Genomic DNA, 18,053 nt, shown 5'->3' with positions numbered 1-18,053 from the left:
CTCGGCACCAAGCCCATCCGTCAAGCTCCGAAGGGAACCGACATGCCCTACATCACCGTCGGACAGGAGAACTCCGCCGACATCGAGCTGTATTACGAGGACCACGGGAGTGGACAACCCGTCGTCCTGATCCACGGCTACCCGCTCGACGGCCACTCCTGGGAGAAACAGCTCCCGGCCCTGCTCGACGCCGGCCACCGGGTCATCACCTACGACCGGCGCGGCTTCGGCCGGTCCTCGCAGCCGACCACGGGCTACGACTACGACACCTTCGCCGCCGACCTCGACACACTCCTGACCGAGCTCGACCTCACCGACGCCGTACTCGTCGGATTCTCCATGGGCACGGGAGAAGTCGGCCGCTACCTCGGCACGTACGGTTCACAGCGCGTCGCCAAGGCCGCCTTCCTGGCCTCCCTCGAACCCTTCCTCCTCAAGACCGACGACAACCCCGGCGGCGTCGACCAGTCCGTCTTCGACGGAATCCTGGAGGCGGTCACCAAAGACCGTTACGCCTACTTCACCGGTTTCTACGAGGCGTTCTACAACCTCGACGAGACGCTCGGCAGCCGCATCAGCGAGGAGGCAGTGCGGGCCAGCTGGAACGTGGCGGCGGGGGCCTCGGCGTACGCGTCGGTGGCGTGCGTGCCGACCTGGCTCACCGACTTCCGCGCCGACGTCGCCAAGATCGACGTACCGACGTTGATACTGCACGGCACGGCGGACCGGATCCTGCCGGTCGACGCCACCGGGCGGCCCTTCCACGCGCTGCTGCCTTCGGCGCAGTACGTCGAGGTCGAGGGTGCCCCGCACGGTCTGCTGTGGACGCACGCCGAGGAGGTGAACGCCGCACTGCTGGCCTTCCTGAGCAAGTGACAACAGCCTCAAGGAGAGTCAGCCATCGGTCGCCGGGCCCGGTTCGCCGATCGCGCGGGGGATCTGCCTGCGGGAGGTGATGCCGAGCTTGCGGAACACCCTGCTCAGATGGAACTCGACGGTCGACGCCGTGACGAACAACCTGGTCGCGATCTCCGTGTTGGTCAGCCCGGCGGCCGCCATGGAGGCCACCTGCCGTTCCCGCGACGTGAGATCGAACCTGGTCTCCTCGGACCGCCTGCGCGCCCTCGCCCCGGTGGCGAGAAGCTCCAACCGGGCACGCTCGGCGTACGGCAGCGCACCGAAGGCGTCGAAGCTGTCGTACGCGGCGCGCAACTGCGTCCTGGCGTCGGAGCGCCGCCTGCAGCGGCGCAGCCACTCGCCGAACAGGAGCCGCGCACGGGCCTGTTCCAGGGCCAGTGAACTCTGATCGAGCAGGTCGAGCGACTCCTGGTAGAACTTCTCCGCGTCGTCGCCGTCGGCTGTCAGTGCCCGGCCGAGGGCCAGGCTGCCCAGTGCCCACGGGGTGGCGGCGAGCGGGGCGCGTTCCTCCAGCCGGGCCAGGGCTTCGCTCGCGCCGGCTCGGTCGCCGGTACGGACACAGGCCTCGACGAGCGCCGTCAGGATGAGGTTGCCGCAGGCCGGTGGGTCCTTCTCGAAGACTGTTCGCGCGTGCTTCAGCGCCTGCCCGTAGCGGCCATGCCCCAGCTCGAACACGGTCAGGGCGTGCTGCGCCAGGAGTTGGAGCACGCCGTGGCCCATGCTCCGCATCTCGGCGGTCCGCCGCACCGCCGAGCGCAGCTCCGCCTCCTGGCCGGTCAGGGCGAACAGGTGGAGCCGGTTGATGTCTCCGCCGCCGGGGAAGCCGGTGTCGGCGGCGATGTCGTCGAACTCGGCGTAGCGGACCTCCGCCTCCCTGAACTGCCCGTCCCACAGGTCGTAGCGTGCCTGGACGAGCAGCGTGATGCTCAGCGCGTACAGTGCGCAGGTGCCGCGGTCGGCCGCCGCCAGGCGGTCGGTGAGGTCACGCCCGGCCTGGACCTCCCACAGATCGTCGCAGGCCATGGACAGCATCACCGCGAAGGGACTGCGCGCGACACTGATCGCGCGGCCGCGCCGCAACCCGTCCAGCGCGGTGCGCAGCGCGGGCGCGCCGCGTTCGTAGCCGTCGGCCACGCGACGGGCCAACGCCTCCATCAGAAGGTCGCGGCCGTCCAGGGACGATGCGTCCGCGATGTGCTGCCGCGCGGCGATCGCGGCCGCGGCGACCTCGGCCGGCGATGTGACCTGCGTGGAGTCGTGGGCGACCAGTGCGGCGTGGAGGGCCTCGCAGAGCAGCTCCCAGGACAGCGCCGGCTCCCGGGGGCCGAGCCTGGTCACGGCGGCCATGAGCATCGCGGGGACGTCGGCCACGGCGATCCTGAACATCTGCGCGGTCGCTCGTATCCGTAGCTCGCGTGCGCCCAGCACCGGGCCACGGATGTCGGTGGCCGCGAGATCCAGCGCGGTCTGCGCGGCCAGCGGGTCGCCGGACATCAGATGGGCCTGCGCTGCGTCGAGCAGGCGTTCGGCGCGGGTGTCCGGGGCTTTGGTGAAGGCCGCGGCGCGGGACAGGTACAGGGCTTGCTGGGAGTAGCCGCCGCGGGAGCGGGCTCGCTCGGAGGCCGCCGCAAGATCGTCGGCGACGCCGTCGTCCAGGCCCTCGGCGGCCTCGGCCCGGTGCCAGGCGCGGCGGTCGGCGTCGCGTACGGGGTCGCAGGCCGCGGCGAGTGCCGTGTGTGCCCGGCGCAGTTCCTCGGGTCGGGCTCCGGCGTACAGCGTCGAGCGGATCAGGGGATGGCGGAAGGCCGGCGGCGTGTCCCGGGCGAGGATTCCCGCGGCGATGGCCGGTTGCACGGCGCGGGCCGACAGGCCCAGCCGCCCGGCGGCCCGCCACATCATCGCCGTGTCGCCCGCGGGGACCATGGCGAGGAGCAGCAACAGGGTCGTGGTCTCGGGTGGCATGGCGTGGACCAGGCGTCGGAAATGGCCCTCGAGCAGTCGGCTCACCGGCAGCGGGTCGGGCAACGGCGCAATGCCGGCCAGTTGTTCGGCGGCGAGGGCCTCGGTCAGCTCCAGCAGGGCGAGCGGGTTGCCGCCGGTGCCGGCGACGATCCGCTCGGCCACTGCCGTATCCAGCCGTCGGGCGGCGAGGGAGAGCAGGGCCTTGGCATCCGCCTCCGGCAGACCGGTCACGCGATGCACGCTCAGTGCCTCGAACAGTCCGTTGTCCTCGGGCCCGTCCCGGAGGGCGACGATCAGGCCCAGCGAGTCGGCATGCAGTCGGCGAGCGGCGAACGCGAGCGCCTCGGCCGACTCCCGGTCCAGCCAGTGAGCGTCGTCCACCAGCAACAACAGCGGCTGCTCGGCGGCGGAGTCCGACAACAGCGTCAGCGTCGCAAGCCCGACCAGATAGCGGTCCGGGGGCGGCCCCGCCACCAGGCCCAGGGCCGCCTCCAGCGCGGCCCGCTGCGGCCCGGGCAGCCGGTCCGTCCGGTTCAGGAACGGCCGCAGCAACCGGTGCAGCGCGCCGAAGCCGAGACTGGTCTCGGTCTCGACCGGCGTCAGGCGGATCACGCGAAGGTCCGCGGCCCGCTGGGCGGCGTACTCCAGCAGCCGGGTCTTGCCGATCCCGGCCTCGCCGGTCAGGACGAGGACGGCGCTGAGGCCGTCGCGCACGGCGTCGAGCAGGTGACCGATGGCTTCGCGTTCGGTGTGGCGCCCGACCATCGGCGGCCCGGGTGCCTGGTGGACGTCGTTCCACGCCATGGGACCGATCCCCCCTTGTCGATGTGCTGACGTGGGGAACGCTAGGAGCGCCGTGCGGGCGGTATCGAGCGTCATGTGACGGTGGTCAGCGCAGTGCGCTGACCACCGTTCGCAGCTCGGCGCGCGAGACCACGCCCAGTTTGGGGAAGATCCGGTGGAGATGTGAGCTGACGGTCCGGTGCGACAGGTAGAGCCGCTGGCCTATCTCGCGGTTGGTCAGACCGTCGGCGGCGAGCTGGACGATCTGCAGTTCGTGGGCGGTCAGTTGGTCCCGGGCGTCCGGGGCCCGGCGGCGGCTGGTCTCGCCCGAGGCCCGCAGTTCGCGGCGAGCCCTCTCACCCCAGGGGATCGCGCCGAGTGCGTCGAACATGTCCCGGGCGGCCCGGAGATGGTCGCGGGACTCGACACTGCGCCGTCTGCGCCGCAGCCATTCGCCGTAGGCCAGATGGGTACGGGCTCTGATCAGGGGCCAGGCGCCGAGGTCGGCACTCAACGCGGCCCCGAAGAGGGGGTCGGCGTCCTCGTCGGCGGCCAGCAGTGCCCGGACCAGGCGCAGTTCGGCGTGCAGGACCGGCGCGGAGGTCACGGTGGCGACCTCCTCCAGTTCCGTCACGATCGCCAGCACGGCGTCCAGCCGCCCGCAGTGCGTGGCCGCGTCGACGAGGTCGCCCACGACCGTGAGCCGCAGGGCGACCTGGTAGGCGGGGTCCGCCGGATCGTGCAGCCGGCGGAAATGTCCCAAGGCCTCCTCGAACCGCCCCGCGCCGAGCGCGGCCAGTCCGCGCGCCATCGTCGCGGTGGCCAGCACGGGACGTGCCCCGGCCGGCAGCCCGATCTCCTCCGCCTCCTCGGCCAGCTCCAGGGCGGAATCCACCTCACCGCGCAGCGCGGCCAGCTTGGCCGCTGTGGCGGTCATCAACGCGTACATCATCGTCTGGCTGGTTTCGCGCGCCAGCCGTCGTGACTCCTCGGTCGCGGCGATCGCCGCGCCGAGATCGCCGACCACGAGAGCGCTCCACGCGTCCGCACCCACCGTCCGGGCCAGTAGCCCCAGGCGTCCCTGGGCGCGCAGCGGCGCCCCGCCGGCCGCCGAGAAGGCCCGCGCCAGATCGAAACCGCCGACGAGGAGGGATGCGGTGCTGAGCATGCGGTAGGCACGGCCGTCGTCGCCCTCCTTCAGGGCGACGTGCCGGGCCCGCTCCAGGACGAAGGTGCCGCGCTCGACCGGGGCGGCGTAGGCGCAGATGGCCAGCCGCCACGGGTCGAGTTCGTCGAGCCCCAGTCGCTCCGCGGCCTGCAGGACCGTACGGCGCCCCTCCGGGCCTGGATCGGACCAGAAGCACAACTGCGCTGCGCTCCACAGAATCCGCAGCGCCAGCGCACGGTCCTCCACCAGCATCTCCTCGGCGAGGGCTGTCAGCGAGTTGGCGCCCGAGGCGTGGCTGTGCAGCCCTTCGTCGAAGCTGCCGCGCAGCCAGACGACCGTGGCGTGCTGCCGCCGCGAGAGGGGGCCGGTCAGGGCCTGGTCCAGCAGGCGGGTCACCGTCTCGGGCCGGCCGAGTTCGACGGCGAAGTCGGCGGCGCGCAACAGCCGTTCCGCCCGGCGCTCGGTGTCCTCGCTGAGCGCGGCCGCCTGTTCGAGGGTGGTGACGGCCGCGGCGATGCCGCCACGGCGTGCGGCCCGGTGAGCGGCATCCTCTAACGCCACGGCGACGCTCTCGTCCGGGTCGTCGGCCGCGGCGGCCCGGTGCCGCAGCTGCCGGTCCGGTTGTTCGTCGAGTACGGCGGCGAGTGCGGCGTGCGCGGCATGGCGGAGGTCGGCGGGCATGGTCTGGTGGATCGCCGACCGCATCAGCGGATGCCCGAAGCGCAGCTCCGCGCCCACGGCGTGGACGAGCCGGGAGCGTACGGCGGGGTCGAGTTCCGCGGTTCCTGCTGACCTGCCGGTGAGCTGCCGGGTCGCGCGGTAGATCTCGGTGAGCGACGGGCTGTCGTTGAGGGCGGCGATCCGCAGCAGACTGCGGGTGATGTCGGGGAGGCTTTCCAGACGGTCGGTGAAGGCCCGTTCGAGGCGCTCGGTGAGCGGCAGTTGGGAGAGGTGGGGATCGGCCGACGCGCCGAGGGTGCGGGAGAGCTCGGTCAGCGCCAGGGGATTCCCGGCCGCCTCGGCCAGCAGCCGGCGATGCGCGGTCGGCCGCAGCTTCGGCGCATGGTCGGCCAGGAGCTGCGTGGCCTGGGTGTCGGTGAGCGGGCTCAGGGGTACGGAGGTGAGTTCGTCGGAGTTGAGACGTGACCGGTAGCCGTCGCGGGCGGCTCCCACCAGGACCACCGGCTCCGTGCCGATCCTTCGCGCCACGAAGGCGAGGACACTGGCGGTGGCGTCGTCGAGCCACTGGACGTCGTCGACCAGGACGAGCACCGGTGCGGCCGCGGAGGCGTCGGCCAGGAGGTTGAGCACCGCCAGACCGACCAGGAAGACGTCGGGGACACCGGCCTCGGCGTGTCCAAGAGCGGTCTGCAGTGCCTGCCGGTGCGATGCGGCGAGCTCGGCGGCTCCTGTGGCAAGGGGACGCAGGATGAGCTGCAGACCGGCGTAGGGGATGTCGCTCTCGGCTTCGACACCGCTGGTACGCAGCACCTGGTAACCGAGTTGCGCGGCGAGGGCGGCGGTCTGGGCGAGCAGTGCCGTCTTCCCGATGCCGGGGGCACCCTGGACGAGCACCGCGGCTCCGTGACGGTGCGGCTCGGCCAGCAGTCGGCGCAACAGATCCAGCTGATCATCCCGACCGATGAGCTCCACGTTCCCCCCATCAGACCGGGTCGCCGGACCCGCTCTGTTCGAAGGTCAGGGTACTGTGCCGCCTTCGACGATCTGAACGACAGCCAGGGCCGCGACAGCCTTGCTTCCAAGAGCGACTCACGGCAATCGAACACTGCTGTGACGCCGTGCGACCGCTGTCCGAGGTCTGTGCCAGAGCCCGCTGAACAACGTCACGGCAAGTACAGGCCTTCCGCCGACCGACGTGCTCGGCCAGGAAGCTCTTCGCGACCGACGGCCCGCGCAAACACGTGCCACGCCCTGTATGCGCCACGGGGAGCGCTCCATACGGTGACCGCATGGACAGTTCCGTCATCTTCAATGTCGTCACCACGGGCATCGCCGTTGTCGCAGTGGTGACCTCCGTCGTCTTCAGCGCCCGACAGGCTCGCATCGCGCAGCACGCCAACCACATATCCGTCATGGTCGATCTGCTCCAGGAGTTCCGCTCGGTGGACTTCCACGAGCAGCACGACTACCTCTGCACGCGCCTGGGCGCAGAGCACGACCCAGAAGGCGGAGTACGGGGTTTGCCCGCTGAAGCCAAGGCGGCCTTCTACAACGTCGTGTACTACTACCAGTCCTTTGCGAACCTCGCCGTGTTCGAACTGCTCGACGAGACCCTGATGGTCACGGTGCTGCGTACCCGGATCGTCTCGGTCTGGCAGGCCGTGCGGCCGTTCGTGGAACGTGAGCGGGAGTTGCGCGGCGAGACCGGCGGCGGCTCATACATGTCAATCTTCGAGGAACTGGCACGACTGGCGGCTGCGCTGCCGCCAGGACACGTCCACGACGCAATGGCACAGACCCGACGACAAGCAGCACGCTCCCGGCTGCTTCGCTGAACGCCCTCACACCGTCGGGTTGCCGCAACGGACGACCAGGTTTGCAGGACGGCACGGCTCACGTCGTTCTTCCGCAGGCAGTTCCTCTGGTCACACGGCACTCTCGGCAGTTGCTCGAACCCCCGCTGCGGCTTGCTTCCCGTGGAGTCCGGCGCGCGAGCCGACTGAGCACCTGGAGATACGGACGAGTCTGCGCGCCCTCGACCTCGGAAGCGTCCTGGGCGGCCTCGCCGGCCTCTTGGACGACTCTCTGTATGGGGACGAAGGCGGGGGTTGGCGACACTCACCGTGGACATGAGTGTCGATCTTGGTGAGCATTCTGATCTTGCTTCGTGCACGATGACGCGGTGGGCACGAGGTGGAGATACGGAGTCATGGTTGTCGGCACCGTAGTCGTGGGCGTGGAACGCCGGCTGCTGGCAGGCTAGTTGGGCTGTCCGTCGTGCGGAACGGCCCTCGCGCCGCCGGGGCAGGGCTGGCCGCAGGAAGTACACGGTGATCTCGGGGGTCGTTACTTCGCACGTTCTCGCCGGTGTATTGCGATAGACGGATCGCTTTGCCGATGCGGCGTCAGTGAGAGGGCATCCCTCCACTGGTGGCCGTGGCGCCGGCCGTCGTCCTGCTGGTGGTGGGAATGCGTCGACTACCGTGCTTTGGATGGCTGTTTTGCCTCTGCCCCCCACTGACGGTTTGCCTCATGCTCCTCGTATGTGGGTCAGGGGGCGAGCTTCATGTGGATGGCCAGGACCCCGAGGGTCTGGGGTCGATCGTGGTCGGCCGCTAGCCGTCGAGCAGAGTCTCGAAGTCGGGATACTCGGTGACCCGCTTGACCCTCACCTCGCAGGTATCCGTGCCCTTGGCCCGGAAACGGATGACGTCTCCTGCAGTGAGATCGGCGAGGTGCGGGTCCTTCACCCACACCGCGATGGTCTTGGCGCCCGCGGCGACGAGGTCGTACGGGACTCGGCACAGATACTCGCCCGGTGCACCGGCACGCACGTGCCGAACTGGATTAACACCGCCCGCGCCGCGCAGCGGCCTGGGAACGCCGACTTCGCCTGTGGGCTGACTTCCGACCTCGAAGCTGTGATCGCCGAACTGACCCTGCAATGGAGTTCCGGGGGCGCGGAGGATGCCGTGACACGCGGGAAAAAGATCAGGAGGCGGCTCTATGGCCGAGCCGGATTCGAACGAGTCCGCAAGATGATCCTGCTCCAGTGACTCTCCGCGACCGCTCCCTCAGATCGTGCCGGAACCCGTCGACGGACGCCCTGGCCACACGAGTGTCCGGGATGCGGCATCCGGTGTGTTTGGGCTTTCCTGAGGCGTGTACGCGAAGAGCATGACCCGATCCAAGCGTGAGACAGAGCGAAAATACGATGCTCCGTCGGCCGACGACACCTCGTGGTTCCCGGAGCTCACCGGTGTGGACGGCATCGCGGCGGTGGTGGAACGGGGCATCGATGAACTGGACGCGGTGTACTACGACACCGACCGCCTGTGTCTGGCCGGCGCGTCGGCCACCCTTCGGCGGCGGACCGGTGGGGCCGATGCGGGCTGGCACCTGAAGCTGCCGCTGTCCGGGGACAGCCGGGAGGAGGTACAGGCCCCGCTGTCCGACACGGTTCCGGACACTCTGCGTGACCTGGTACTTTCCCGTTCCCGCGGAGCGGAGCTGACGCCGGCTGTGCGTATCCGCTCCACCCGCAGGACGTGGCACCTCGTCGATTCCGACAGCGCCGTACGCGCCGAACTGACCCTCGACCGGGTCCGCGCCGAGTCCCTGCGGGGTACCAGCACCCTGGCCGCCTGGACCGAGATGGAGGTCGAGCTCGCCGAGGACACCGATCCCGGCCTGCTGGACCAGGTGGACAAGACGCTGCACAACAACGGCGTCGACCGCGCGGGCAACCCGTCGAAGCTGGCCCGGGCACTGGACGTGACAGGACTGGGTGCGCCGCGCTTGCCGGACGCGCGGGCGCAGGACGTCGTACCGGGCTCGGCCGGCGACGACGTCCTCAGGTATCTGGACAAGCAGGTGCGCGCCCTGGTGGACCTCGATCCCGCGGTACGCCGCGACCGCCCTGACTCGGTGCACAAGATGCGCGTCGCCTGTCGCCGACTGCGCAGCACCCTGCGTTCCTACAGGTCGGTGCTGGCCCGGGAAGCCACCGATCCAATCCGGGACGACCTCAAGTGGCTGGGCGGCGAACTGGGCGCGGAACGCGACCAGGAGGTCCTGATGGAACGGCTCGGCACGCGCATCGCGGCCGAACCCCCCGAACTGGTCCTCGGGCCCGTCGTCGCCAGGCTGAAGGCGTGGAACGTCACCAATACGGCCGAGGCGCGTCGACGCACCCTCGAAGCACTGCGCTCACCCCGCTATCTGAGCCTTCTGGACTCGCTGGCCGCACTCACCGAGCGGCCGCCGTTGCGCCGCAAGGCCGCACGCAACCCGAAGAAGGTGATCGTCAAAGGGATCCTCAAGGAGTACGACCAGCTGACCGAGCGGATGGCACACGCGCTGGAGCTCTCTCCCGGGACCGAACGGGACACGGCGCTGCACGAGGCCCGCAAGTCGGCCAAGAAGACGCGCTACGCCACCGAACCGGCGCGTGCCTCGCTCGGCAAGCCCGCGAAGCGGCTGGGCAAGCGCGTGAAAGCCGTACAGAAGGTGCTCGGGGACCATCAGGACAGCGTCGTGGCCCGGGACGCCCTGCGGGATCTGGCTCTGGCGGCGCACACGGTCGGCGAACCCGGTTTCACCTGGGGCCTGTTGTACGGCAGGGAGCAGGCGGTGGCCGCGGACCGCGAACGGGAGCTGCCCTCCTTGTGGGCCGATGCGTCCAGGTCTCGGCTGCGCAAGGCGCTCACCCGCTGACGACCGCCCTGCGGGGGTGGGCCCGAGCCAACGCCGTGTCCGCTCCTCGGACGGCGACGTGTAGAAGTCGCCGAGGGACGTTTAGATGCCTTACCGGATGGCGCAGCTGCGGGAGCTGTTTCCGGACCTCGCATCACCTCACGTCGACCGTCCACGACTGTCGGCCTGCTGCCGCTGCACGATGACGGGCTGCGTTTCTGGGTGCTGCCGAGAATGACCTCGTCGGCAATGTTCACCGGCATGCTGAACTGGCCGAGGCTGCCTACCGGATGGCGGAAGCCTGGAGGTAACCGGCTCGATAGTCGAGATACTCGGCCTGGGCTGGTCCAGACCGGTGTTGACCCACCTTTCCGCGCACGCCTCCCGCCGCGGCCGCGAGGGTGACGTGCGGGTCGTCGTGGGCGGCGACGAAGCGCCCGAACTCCTCTTCCTCGTTACGCGCGGTACGGCACAAGCTGTTTACTCTCGTGACTCTGACCAGGGCTTTTCTGCGCATACGTGTTGGTTGTGGGTCTGGAATGCGCACAGCATCTACCTGGGGCCTCCCGGAAGTTCCCGCGAAAATGTGCACTGGATGTGCACTGGTGCCGGGTGGGCCGGATGGCGGGTCCGATGAGCGTGGATGCACCTGCAAACGATCAGCTCCACTACGAAGCCCTGTCGGTCCGACCCCAAGCGGCACCGCCTTCGGAGTGATCGACCGTCCCATCTCCGCCGTGCTCGAAGGTTTCGGCGCCCGATGGGATTCGCCGCGATTCTCGCCTTGCAGGGCCGGGAGTTCTCTTCAGTGTTCGCGCACTGGTGCCGGCCCACGCGGCCAGTACCGCGGTCAGGCAGATCGTCCCGCAGACGGTGAGGGCGCTGCGGGCGCCGGCCCGGTCGGCGAGCCAGCCGGTCAGTAGTGCTCCGAAGGGCGTCGTTCCTTGTACGAGGAAGGTGTAGAGGGCCATGACACGGCCGCGATAGGCCGGATCCGAGCCGAGTTGGATGCGGTGGTTGGCAGACTGTGCGAAGGCCACCATGGCGCAGCCGGTGAGGCCGAGGCAGAGCAGCGCCGTGGTGAAGTCGGGCGCCAGTCCGGACACGATCACCAGAACGGCGAAGGCCGCCGCGGTGACGAGTACCGTCCGCTCGTTCGGCCGCCCGCGGCGCAGAGTGGTGGCCAGCGCGGCCAGCAGCGAGCCGACCGACATGCCGGCGGTCAGCAGTCCGAAGGAGGAGGCGTTGGTATGGAACACGGTGCGGGCCAGCAACGGGAGAGTCACCTGGAAGTTGAACCCGACCAGGGCGACGACAGCCGTCAGGCACAGCGGCAGGGCCAGATCTCGGCGGGCGGCCACGTACCGCAGTCCCTCCGCCACTCCACCGCGTTCCGGGCGCCCTCGTGCTCGGCGCAGCTCGGAGGGACGCACACGCAACAGCCCGGCCATCGTGGCCAAGTAGCTTGCCGCGTTGAGCAGCATGACACCGCTGACTCCGACGGAACCGACGAGCAGGCCCGCCGTAGCCGGTCCGAGCACGCGGGCGACATTGAAGTACGCGGCACTCAGGGCTGAGGCGTTCGGCACCAGATCCGGGTCCACCAGTTCGCTGATGAACGACATCCTCGCCGGGATCTCGACGGCGTTGACGGCACCGGCACCGACAGCGCAGACGATGACGTGCCACAGCTCCACCTGATCAGCTGCCACGTCGATACCCAGAGCCAACGCGAGCAGTCCGTTCGCAAGATTCGCAATGATCAGCAGCCGTCTGCGGTCCAGCCGATCGGCCAGCCCGCCGGCCGCCAGGGTCAGCAGCAGGACCGGAGTGAACTGGGCCGCCGTGACCGCGCTGAGCCATGGCGCGGAGTCGTCCGTCATGCGCAGTACGAGCCAGTCCTGGGCGGTGACCATCATCCAGGTACCCGTCACCGAGGCGAGCTGCCCCAGCGCGAAGTACCGGAAGTTGCGGACTCGCAGCGAGGCGGCCATGTCGCCCAGGAGCCCTCCGCCCCTCATGGCGTCTCGGTCAGCGTCAGGCACTCCTCCAGGAAGGCGAGCATCCGCAGATGGTAGGAGCGGGCCGTGCGGCCGAGGCTGATGTTGTGGCCCGCGTCCGCGAGGCGCTCGCTGCGGGACAACGGTGATCCCAGCCGGTTCAGCATGGCCCGAACGGTGTGCGGATCGCTGCGCCACCACTGTTCGTGTTCGGCGAAGGTGAAGCGCACCGGCACCCGGACGTCCCTGGCCACCTCCGGGTACACCCTCGGCCAGTCGGGGATCTCACGGGCCTCTCGCTCCGGAAGCGGCGCGATCAGCGATTCGGCCAGCCGGAAGGTGCCGGGCGGATAGAGGGCCAGCGGTCCCCAGTGCATCCGGTGCGAGGATCGCCGCTGCTGGCCGTTCAGTTGCCGTGCGGCGACGGCCCACCGGTCGCCGATGCCTGAGACGTCCACCCCCAGCAGCCCGCTGTCCGTCCAGCCGGACGCCATGTGCAGTGCGACCCTGCCGCCCAGTGAGTGCCCGACGAGGAAGACGCCGGCACCGTTGGGATGAGCCGGCCCATAGGCGCGTACCGCCTCGCGCAATTGGTCCGCCTGCTCCAACATGCTCATGCCGTGGGGCAGTTGCGCGGCAGAGCGGCCGTAGCCCGGGCGGTCGAGGGCGAGGGCCGTGTACCCGCACGAGGCGGCCAGAGTCAGGAGCGAGGTGGCCGGGTCGGCTCGGCCGTGGAAGTATCCGGCTCGCATCCCGCCGCCGTGCAGGGCGAGCAGCAGGGCGCGGGGCGGGGCCGCTGGCTCGGCGAGCAGTCCGGAGAGGGTGATGCCCTTCCCGTCCAACGTGATCTCGCGGACCGGGGTGAGGTCACCGCGCGGCGGCACGGCGACGAGGCTGGGGGGCAGGGGCATGACGACGGACTCCCTTGGCTGTCAGGCGAGATCGGATCAGTCGAGGCCCCTGACGATGTGCGGTTCGAGGGCCGACTCGTCCTCGGCGTCCATCGAAGCGGGGGAAGCCTTCGTGGGCGGGCGGGCGGTGACCTCGTCCACTGTGCTGGTGTCCGATGAATCTTGCTCGTGGTCCATGAGATCTCCTGTCCTACGGCGGAAACCGGAAAGCCGTGCATTCCTGTGGCACGACGACGGCGACCGCCGACGCGTTGGAGGCGTCGGCGGTCGCGAGGTGGGCGTGGTCGTGAGATTGGCTCTTGCTTGTGGACGACCTGGGTGACTACATGTGCACGGCGGGAGCGCCCTCGGCCGAGTCCTCGCCCTGCTCCGGCTTCGGCAAGTTGCTGGTGAAAAGGATCACCAGACCGGCGAGCAGCAGAATGCCGACGGTCCACCACACGGCGACGGCGTAGCCGTGGACCGCCGCCTTGTTCTGCAGGTCGGCGCCGCCGGCGTGGGAGGCCAGCCAAGCGGCGGTGCTGCTGGCCGCGATGGTGTTGAGCAGGGCAGTTCCGATCGAGCCGCCCAGCTGCTGAGAGGCGTTGATCATCGCCGAGGCGACACCGGTCTCGTTGTCGTCCACCCCGTGGGTGGCCAGACTCATCGCCGGAGTGAAGGCGAGGCCGAGGCCGATACCGAAGAGCAGCTGACCGGGCAGGACCAGCAGCGGGTAGGAGGAGTCCACGTCCAGCTGGGTCAGCAGCAGCATGCCGAGAGCGGCGACAAGGAAACCGGGGCTCATGATCCACCGCGGTGCCATCTTCGGCATCATGCGACTGGCGAACTGCCCCGCCCCGATGAGCATGCCGGCGACCATCGGAAGGAACGCCACGCCCGACATGAGGGGGCTGTAGCCGCGGACCTCCTGGAAGTAGTACGTCAGGAACAGCAGCAGGCCGAACATCGTGATCACGGCGAGCGCCTGGGAGGCGAACACGCCGGCCCGGTTGCGCTCGGTCACGATCCGCAGGGGCAGCAGCGGGGTCTCGCTCCGCTTCTCCACCACGACGAAGAGCGTCAGCAGAACGACGCAGGCCACGAAAAGGGCCAGCGTGGGCGTCGCCGTCCAGCCCTCCGTGTCGGCGAGGGTGAAGCCGTACACGAGGGCCACGACTCCCGCGACGGACAGCAGCGCGCCGGCGATGTCGAGCTTCTCCCGGTTCGGCTCGCGGTCCGTGTCCCGGACGACGGAGAGGGCACCGGCGGCCACGACAACCGCGAACCCAACGTTGACGAACAGCGACCAGCGCCAGTTGAGGTACTCGGTCAGCACGCCGCCGAGGATCAGGCCGACAGCGGAACCGCTGCCTGCGATCGCGCTGAACACACCGAAGGCCTTGGCGCGTTCGCCCGGCTGGGTGAACGTGACCGCCAGCAACGACAGGCCCGCCGGTGCCAGGAGTGCGCCGAAGGCACCCTGCAGGGCGCGGGCGGCCAGCAGCATGCCGGCGTTCACCGCCACCCCGCCGAGCGCGGAGGCCAGTCCGAAACCGATCACGCCGATGAGGAAGGCCCGCTTGCGGCCGATGGTGTCGCTGATCCGGCCCCCGAGCAGCAGCAGCCCGCCGAAGGCGAGCATGTAGGCGGTGACGACCCACTGCCGGTTGCTGTCGGAGATGTCGAGCGCCCGCTGGGCGGAGGGGAGGGCGATGTTCACGATGGTCGAGTCCACCGAGACCATCAGCTGTGCGACGGCGATGTAGACCAGGGCCTGCCAGCGCCGAGGGTCCGGGTCGACGGCATCGGCTGGGGGTGCGGCGGTTCGAGCTTCAGCCATGGAGTTTCTCACTTCTGGGCGGCAGGACGTGCAACAGTCGTGGGCTTGTCACATGCGCCGTCAACCTGCCTCGCCCGCGGGGGATTTCGTTGGTCACAAGGCAGGCTGACGACATTTATTGTGCCAACCAATGTTGGCCCGCATAACAATACGGGCTGACCGTTGGTCGGTGCAACACTGTCCCGTAGACTTCCTGCCATGACCGTGTATGGACGCTTGGCCGAACTGGACGTGTGGCTGTTGTCCGGCGCCGCCCTGCGGGCCCAGCGACTGCTCTGTGACTACCTCGACACGACCGGCCTGCGGATGCAGCACTACCGCGTGATGGCGGGTCTGGCCGAGCTCGGCGAGTCCACCCAGGCCGAGCTGGGCCGGGCACTGGGACTGGACGCCGGAAACCTGGTCGTGCTCCTGGGTGACCTGGAGGACCGCGGCGCCGTCACCCGTAAACCCGATCCGGCCAACCGGCGCCGGAACATCGTCAAGCACACCGCGCGGGGCCGGAAGCTCTACGAGGAGATGGACCGGGCGGTGGAACAGGCCAACGAGGTCATGTTCGCGGCGTTCACCCAGGCCGAGCGCGAGGAGTTCCACAAGGTCCTGGTCCGCCTCGCGCAGGGCAGCCAGTGAACCGGACGGCCGTGGATCCTCGGCGCGGCGAACTGACGGTCGGAGAGCTGGCGCGGCGCAGTGGGGTGCCCGCCTCCACGGTCCGGTTCTACGAACGTGAAGGGCTGATCCACAGCCGCCGCACCGGCGGCAACCAGCGCCGTTACGCCAGAGACACGCTCCGCCGGATCGCCTTCGTCCGGGCTTCCCAACGGCTCGGTATCCGGCTCGCCGACATCCGGGACGCACTGAGCCTGCTGCCGCTGGGGCGCACTCCCACCCAGGAGGACTGGGCCCGGGTCTCCAGCCGCTGGCACGGCGAACTGACCCTGCGTATCGAACTGCTGCTGAAGTTACGGGACAAGCTCACCGACTGCATCGGCTGCGGGTGTCTCTCGCTCGACGGCTGCGCGCTGGTCAACCCGTGCGACGTCCTCGGGGAGACCGGCTCGGGTGCCTGCGGCCTGGCGGCCCTGCCGACGGATACGGCCTACGAGTCGCCCGCCGTCCGGGACGCCTCATAGGCCGGTCCTGATCTGGATCAGTTGCCGTACGGGCGCTTCTCCACGGCCTCCCGGAGCGACACGCCCCACCAGACGAGCTGATCGAGGAGAGTCTTCGCCGCTGCGCTCGCAGCCGCGGGCTCCGTGAGGGCGCCCGACCCGTCGAACTGACCCCACACGTTGTGGAAGCTCACGCAGTCCCGCACGGTCACCGCGTGCAACTCGGCGAAGACGAGGCGCAGTTGCTCGACCGAGCGAAGACCCCCGGCCAGGCCGCCGTACGAGACGAAGCCGACCGGCTTGGCCTGCCACTCCGTGCGGTGCCAGTCGATGAGGCTCTTCAGCGAGGCCGGGAAGCTGTGGTTGTACTCCGGTGTCACCACGACAAACGCCTCGGCTCGCGCCAGGCGCGGCGAGACCTCCGAGAGTTGAGCGGCCACTTCCTCGCCGGGGGAGTGCGACAGCTCGTGCGGCAGAGTGTGGTCGGCGAGGTCGATCAGGTCGACGTCCAGGTCCGCGCGCTGCTCGGTCTGCGTGACGAACCAGCGGGCCACTGTCGGACCGAACCGGCCTTCCCGGACACTGCTGTTGATCACGGCGAGGCGCAGGGGTGTGGCGGACATAAGTCTCCTCGAGTACCTGTGTGCAGAGGTGAGCGGAGGGCTCTCAGCCGAGTCTCGAAGTTGAACCAAGGTTGAAGTCAAGCCCGGCCGGGTGAGCTCGCGGAGTGCGGCCGCCCCGCCCCGCGCTCGCGGCCCCAGCCGCGGGCGCCGCTGTGGCGCAGGGCCCGTTCCAGGCGCTGCCAGTTGGGCACGCGGTGCCGGGGCGGCCGGGCGGGTTCGGCCGCTCCGGCACGGGCAACCAGCACCGCGACCAGCGCGGCGAGTTCCTCGGGAATGGCCTGGCCGCGGCGGACCTGGATCGTCGGGACAGCGGTGTCGGGCAGGGAGGTCATGGAGGTCTCCGTCACAGGGGTGGGTTGCCATGTTTGCGGGAGGGCAGGTGAGCGTGCTTGTCCCGCAGCATGGAGAGGGAGCTGATGAGGATCTCGCGGGTCCGACGAGGGTCGATGACGTCGTCGACCAGGCCGCGCTCGGCGGCGTAGTACGGATGCATGAGCTGGGCGCGGTACTCCTCGATCTTCTGCCGCCGTACCGCGTCCGGGTCGTCCGCGCCGTTGATCTCCCGCCGGAAGATGACGTTCGCGGCGCCCTCCGCCCCCATCACCGCGATCTCGTTGCCCGGCCAGGCGAAGGCCAGGTCGGTTCCGATGGAACGGGAGTCCATCACGATGTACGCCCCGCCGTAGGCCTTGCGGATCACGACGGAAACCCGGGGCACGGTGGCGTTGCAGTAGGCGTACAGCAGCTTGGCGCCGTGACGGATGATGCCGTTGTGCTCCTGGTCGATACCGGGCAGGAAGCCGGGTACGTCGATCAGGGTGACCAGCGGGATGTTGAAGGCGTCGCAGAACTGCACGAACCGGGCCGCCTTCTCGCTGGCCTGGATGTCCAGGACACCCGCGGTGGCGGCCGGCTGGTTGGCGACGACACCGACGACCTCGCCTCCGAGCCGGGCCAGGACGCAGAGTGCGTTGCCCGCCCAGGCGGAGTGGATCTCGAAGAAGTCGCCGTTGTCGACGATCTCCTCGACGACCGCGCGCATGTCGTAGACCCGCCCGGGATCGTCGGGGACCAGGTCGAGGAGCACGTCGCCGGGCCGGTCGTGGGGGTCCTCGGAGGGGACCGACGGGGGCAGTTCACGGTTGTTGGAGGGCAGCAGGGAGAGCAGGAAGCGCACGTCGTCCAGACAGCTGCGTTCGTCGTCGTACGAGAAGTGCGCCACTCCTGAGACAGCGGCGTGCACGTCGGCGCCGCCCAGGCCGTTCTGGGTGATCTCCTCGCCGGTGACGGCCTTGACCACGTCCGGGCCGGTGATGAACATCTGCGAGGTCTCGCGGACCATGAACACGAAGTCCGTGAGGGCGGGGCTGTAGGCCGCGCC

General features: G+C 69.7%; 16 protein-coding genes and 1 pseudogene. 6 read left to right on the top strand and 11 right to left on the bottom strand.

Going from position 1 to position 18,053, the window contains the following annotated elements:
• Nucleotides 1-42: 42 nt before the first annotated feature.
• Nucleotides 43-876 (top strand): alpha/beta hydrolase, encoded by an 834-nt coding sequence (locus tag ABZ848_RS41655; protein ID WP_360840530.1) that lies wholly within the window; start codon nucleotides 43-45, stop codon nucleotides 874-876.
• 18 nt (nucleotides 877-894) lie between these two features.
• Here the strand turns inward: ABZ848_RS41655 and ABZ848_RS41650 are convergent, their stop codons facing one another.
• Nucleotides 895-3,684, bottom strand: a complete 2,790-nt coding sequence (locus ABZ848_RS41650; RefSeq protein ID WP_360840528.1) for an AAA family ATPase — start codon at nucleotides 3,682-3,684, stop codon at nucleotides 895-897.
• 85 nt (nucleotides 3,685-3,769) lie between these two features.
• Entirely contained in the window at nucleotides 3,770-6,484 is a 2,715-nt protein-coding gene (locus ABZ848_RS41645; RefSeq protein WP_360840527.1) for an AAA family ATPase, read from the bottom strand.
• A gap of 317 nt (nucleotides 6,485-6,801) precedes the next feature.
• On the opposite strand from ABZ848_RS41645, the gene ABZ848_RS41640 reads away from it, so the two are divergent.
• Nucleotides 6,802-7,347, top strand: coding sequence for a hypothetical protein (locus ABZ848_RS41640; protein ID WP_360840525.1), 546 nt, complete (start codon nucleotides 6,802-6,804; stop codon nucleotides 7,345-7,347).
• A gap of 783 nt (nucleotides 7,348-8,130) precedes the next feature.
• On the opposite strand, the pseudogene ABZ848_RS41635 reads toward ABZ848_RS41640, so the two are convergent.
• A pseudogene (locus ABZ848_RS41635) lies at nucleotides 8,131-8,346 on the bottom strand (ASCH domain-containing protein); the annotation flags it as partial.
• Here ABZ848_RS41635 and ABZ848_RS41630 point away from each other — a divergent pair.
• Entirely contained in the window at nucleotides 8,347-8,568 is a 222-nt protein-coding gene (locus ABZ848_RS41630) for a hypothetical protein (RefSeq protein WP_360840524.1), read from the top strand.
• 121 nt (nucleotides 8,569-8,689) lie between these two features.
• Nucleotides 8,690-10,228 carry a CYTH and CHAD domain-containing protein gene (locus ABZ848_RS41625; RefSeq protein ID WP_360840522.1) on the top strand — a complete coding sequence of 513 codons (1,539 nt, stop codon included), beginning with the start codon at nucleotides 8,690-8,692 and terminating at the stop codon, nucleotides 10,226-10,228.
• 262 nt (nucleotides 10,229-10,490) lie between these two features.
• On the opposite strand, the gene ABZ848_RS41620 is transcribed toward ABZ848_RS41625, so the two are convergent.
• The 5 genes from ABZ848_RS41620 to ABZ848_RS41600 all read right to left on the bottom strand — a co-directional run bounded on the left by ABZ848_RS41620 (nucleotide 10,491) and on the right by ABZ848_RS41600 (nucleotide 14,937).
• Nucleotides 10,491-10,682, bottom strand: a complete 192-nt coding sequence (locus ABZ848_RS41620) for a hypothetical protein (protein ID WP_360840520.1) — start codon at nucleotides 10,680-10,682, stop codon at nucleotides 10,491-10,493.
• A 193-nt stretch (nucleotides 10,683-10,875) separates the two neighbouring features.
• Nucleotides 10,876-12,228 carry an MFS transporter gene (locus ABZ848_RS41615; protein ID WP_360840518.1) on the bottom strand — a complete coding sequence of 451 codons (1,353 nt, stop codon included), beginning with the start codon at nucleotides 12,226-12,228 and terminating at the stop codon, nucleotides 10,876-10,878.
• Nucleotides 12,225-13,118 carry an alpha/beta hydrolase family protein gene (locus ABZ848_RS41610; RefSeq protein WP_360840517.1) on the bottom strand — a complete coding sequence of 298 codons (894 nt, stop codon included), beginning with the start codon at nucleotides 13,116-13,118 and terminating at the stop codon, nucleotides 12,225-12,227. The genes ABZ848_RS41615 and ABZ848_RS41610 overlap by 4 nt, the downstream gene beginning before the upstream one ends.
• Before the next feature lie 36 nt (nucleotides 13,119-13,154).
• Nucleotides 13,155-13,295 carry a hypothetical protein gene (locus ABZ848_RS41605; RefSeq protein WP_360840515.1) on the bottom strand — a complete coding sequence of 47 codons (141 nt, stop codon included), beginning with the start codon at nucleotides 13,293-13,295 and terminating at the stop codon, nucleotides 13,155-13,157.
• A gap of 145 nt (nucleotides 13,296-13,440) precedes the next feature.
• Nucleotides 13,441-14,937 (bottom strand): MFS transporter, encoded by a 1,497-nt coding sequence (locus ABZ848_RS41600; protein ID WP_360840514.1) that lies wholly within the window; start codon nucleotides 14,935-14,937, stop codon nucleotides 13,441-13,443.
• A gap of 198 nt (nucleotides 14,938-15,135) precedes the next feature.
• Between ABZ848_RS41600 and ABZ848_RS41595 the strand changes: the two genes are divergently transcribed.
• Together ABZ848_RS41595 and soxR are read left to right on the top strand one after the other, a co-directional pair.
• A complete protein-coding gene (locus ABZ848_RS41595) occupies nucleotides 15,136-15,567 on the top strand; it encodes a MarR family transcriptional regulator (protein WP_360840512.1) in 432 nt (143 codons plus the stop codon).
• On the top strand, nucleotides 15,564-16,070 hold the full coding sequence (gene soxR / locus ABZ848_RS41590) for a redox-sensitive transcriptional activator SoxR (RefSeq protein WP_360840510.1): 507 nt from the start codon (nucleotides 15,564-15,566) through the stop codon (nucleotides 16,068-16,070). The genes ABZ848_RS41595 and soxR overlap by 4 nt, the downstream gene beginning before the upstream one ends.
• A gap of 17 nt (nucleotides 16,071-16,087) precedes the next feature.
• Here soxR and ABZ848_RS41585 read toward each other — a convergent pair whose 3' ends face one another.
• The 3 genes from ABZ848_RS41585 to ABZ848_RS41575 form a co-directional block, all read right to left on the bottom strand.
• On the bottom strand, nucleotides 16,088-16,672 hold the full coding sequence (locus ABZ848_RS41585; RefSeq protein WP_360840509.1) for an NAD(P)H-dependent oxidoreductase: 585 nt from the start codon (nucleotides 16,670-16,672) through the stop codon (nucleotides 16,088-16,090).
• 77 nt (nucleotides 16,673-16,749) lie between these two features.
• Nucleotides 16,750-17,004, bottom strand: a complete 255-nt coding sequence (locus tag ABZ848_RS41580; protein WP_360840507.1) for an acyl-CoA carboxylase epsilon subunit — start codon at nucleotides 17,002-17,004, stop codon at nucleotides 16,750-16,752.
• 11 nt (nucleotides 17,005-17,015) lie between these two features.
• A partial coding sequence (locus ABZ848_RS41575; protein ID WP_360840506.1) for a carboxyl transferase domain-containing protein occupies nucleotides 17,016-18,053 on the bottom strand: 1,038 nt, incomplete at its 5' end.

This window comes from Streptomyces sp. NPDC047081 (assembly GCF_040643775.1).
In the GTDB taxonomy this organism is placed as follows: Bacteria; Actinomycetota; Actinomycetes; order Streptomycetales; family Streptomycetaceae; genus Streptomyces.
Note: the sequence above shows the minus strand (reverse complement) of the source record. Positions and strands in the feature narration are given on the sequence as shown.

Coding starts and splice junctions, on each gene's coding strand:
- ABZ848_RS41655 (WP_360840530.1), top strand. CDS start 43: ATGCCCTACATCACCGTCGGACAGGAGAACTCCGCCGACATCGAGCTG.
- ABZ848_RS41650 (WP_360840528.1), bottom strand. CDS start 3,684: ATGGCGTGGAACGACGTCCACCAGGCACCCGGGCCGCCGATGGTCGGG.
- ABZ848_RS41640 (WP_360840525.1), top strand. CDS start 6,802: ATGGACAGTTCCGTCATCTTCAATGTCGTCACCACGGGCATCGCCGTT.
- ABZ848_RS41625 (WP_360840522.1), top strand. CDS start 8,690: ATGACCCGATCCAAGCGTGAGACAGAGCGAAAATACGATGCTCCGTCG.
- ABZ848_RS41615 (WP_360840518.1), bottom strand. CDS start 12,228: ATGAGGGGCGGAGGGCTCCTGGGCGACATGGCCGCCTCGCTGCGAGTC.
- ABZ848_RS41610 (WP_360840517.1), bottom strand. CDS start 13,118: ATGCCCCTGCCCCCCAGCCTCGTCGCCGTGCCGCCGCGCGGTGACCTC.
- ABZ848_RS41605 (WP_360840515.1), bottom strand. CDS start 13,295: ATGGACCACGAGCAAGATTCATCGGACACCAGCACAGTGGACGAGGTC.
- ABZ848_RS41600 (WP_360840514.1), bottom strand. CDS start 14,937: ATGGCTGAAGCTCGAACCGCCGCACCCCCAGCCGATGCCGTCGACCCG.
- ABZ848_RS41595 (WP_360840512.1), top strand. CDS start 15,136: ATGACCGTGTATGGACGCTTGGCCGAACTGGACGTGTGGCTGTTGTCC.
- ABZ848_RS41585 (WP_360840509.1), bottom strand. CDS start 16,672: ATGTCCGCCACACCCCTGCGCCTCGCCGTGATCAACAGCAGTGTCCGG.
- ABZ848_RS41580 (WP_360840507.1), bottom strand. CDS start 17,004: ATGACCTCCCTGCCCGACACCGCTGTCCCGACGATCCAGGTCCGCCGC.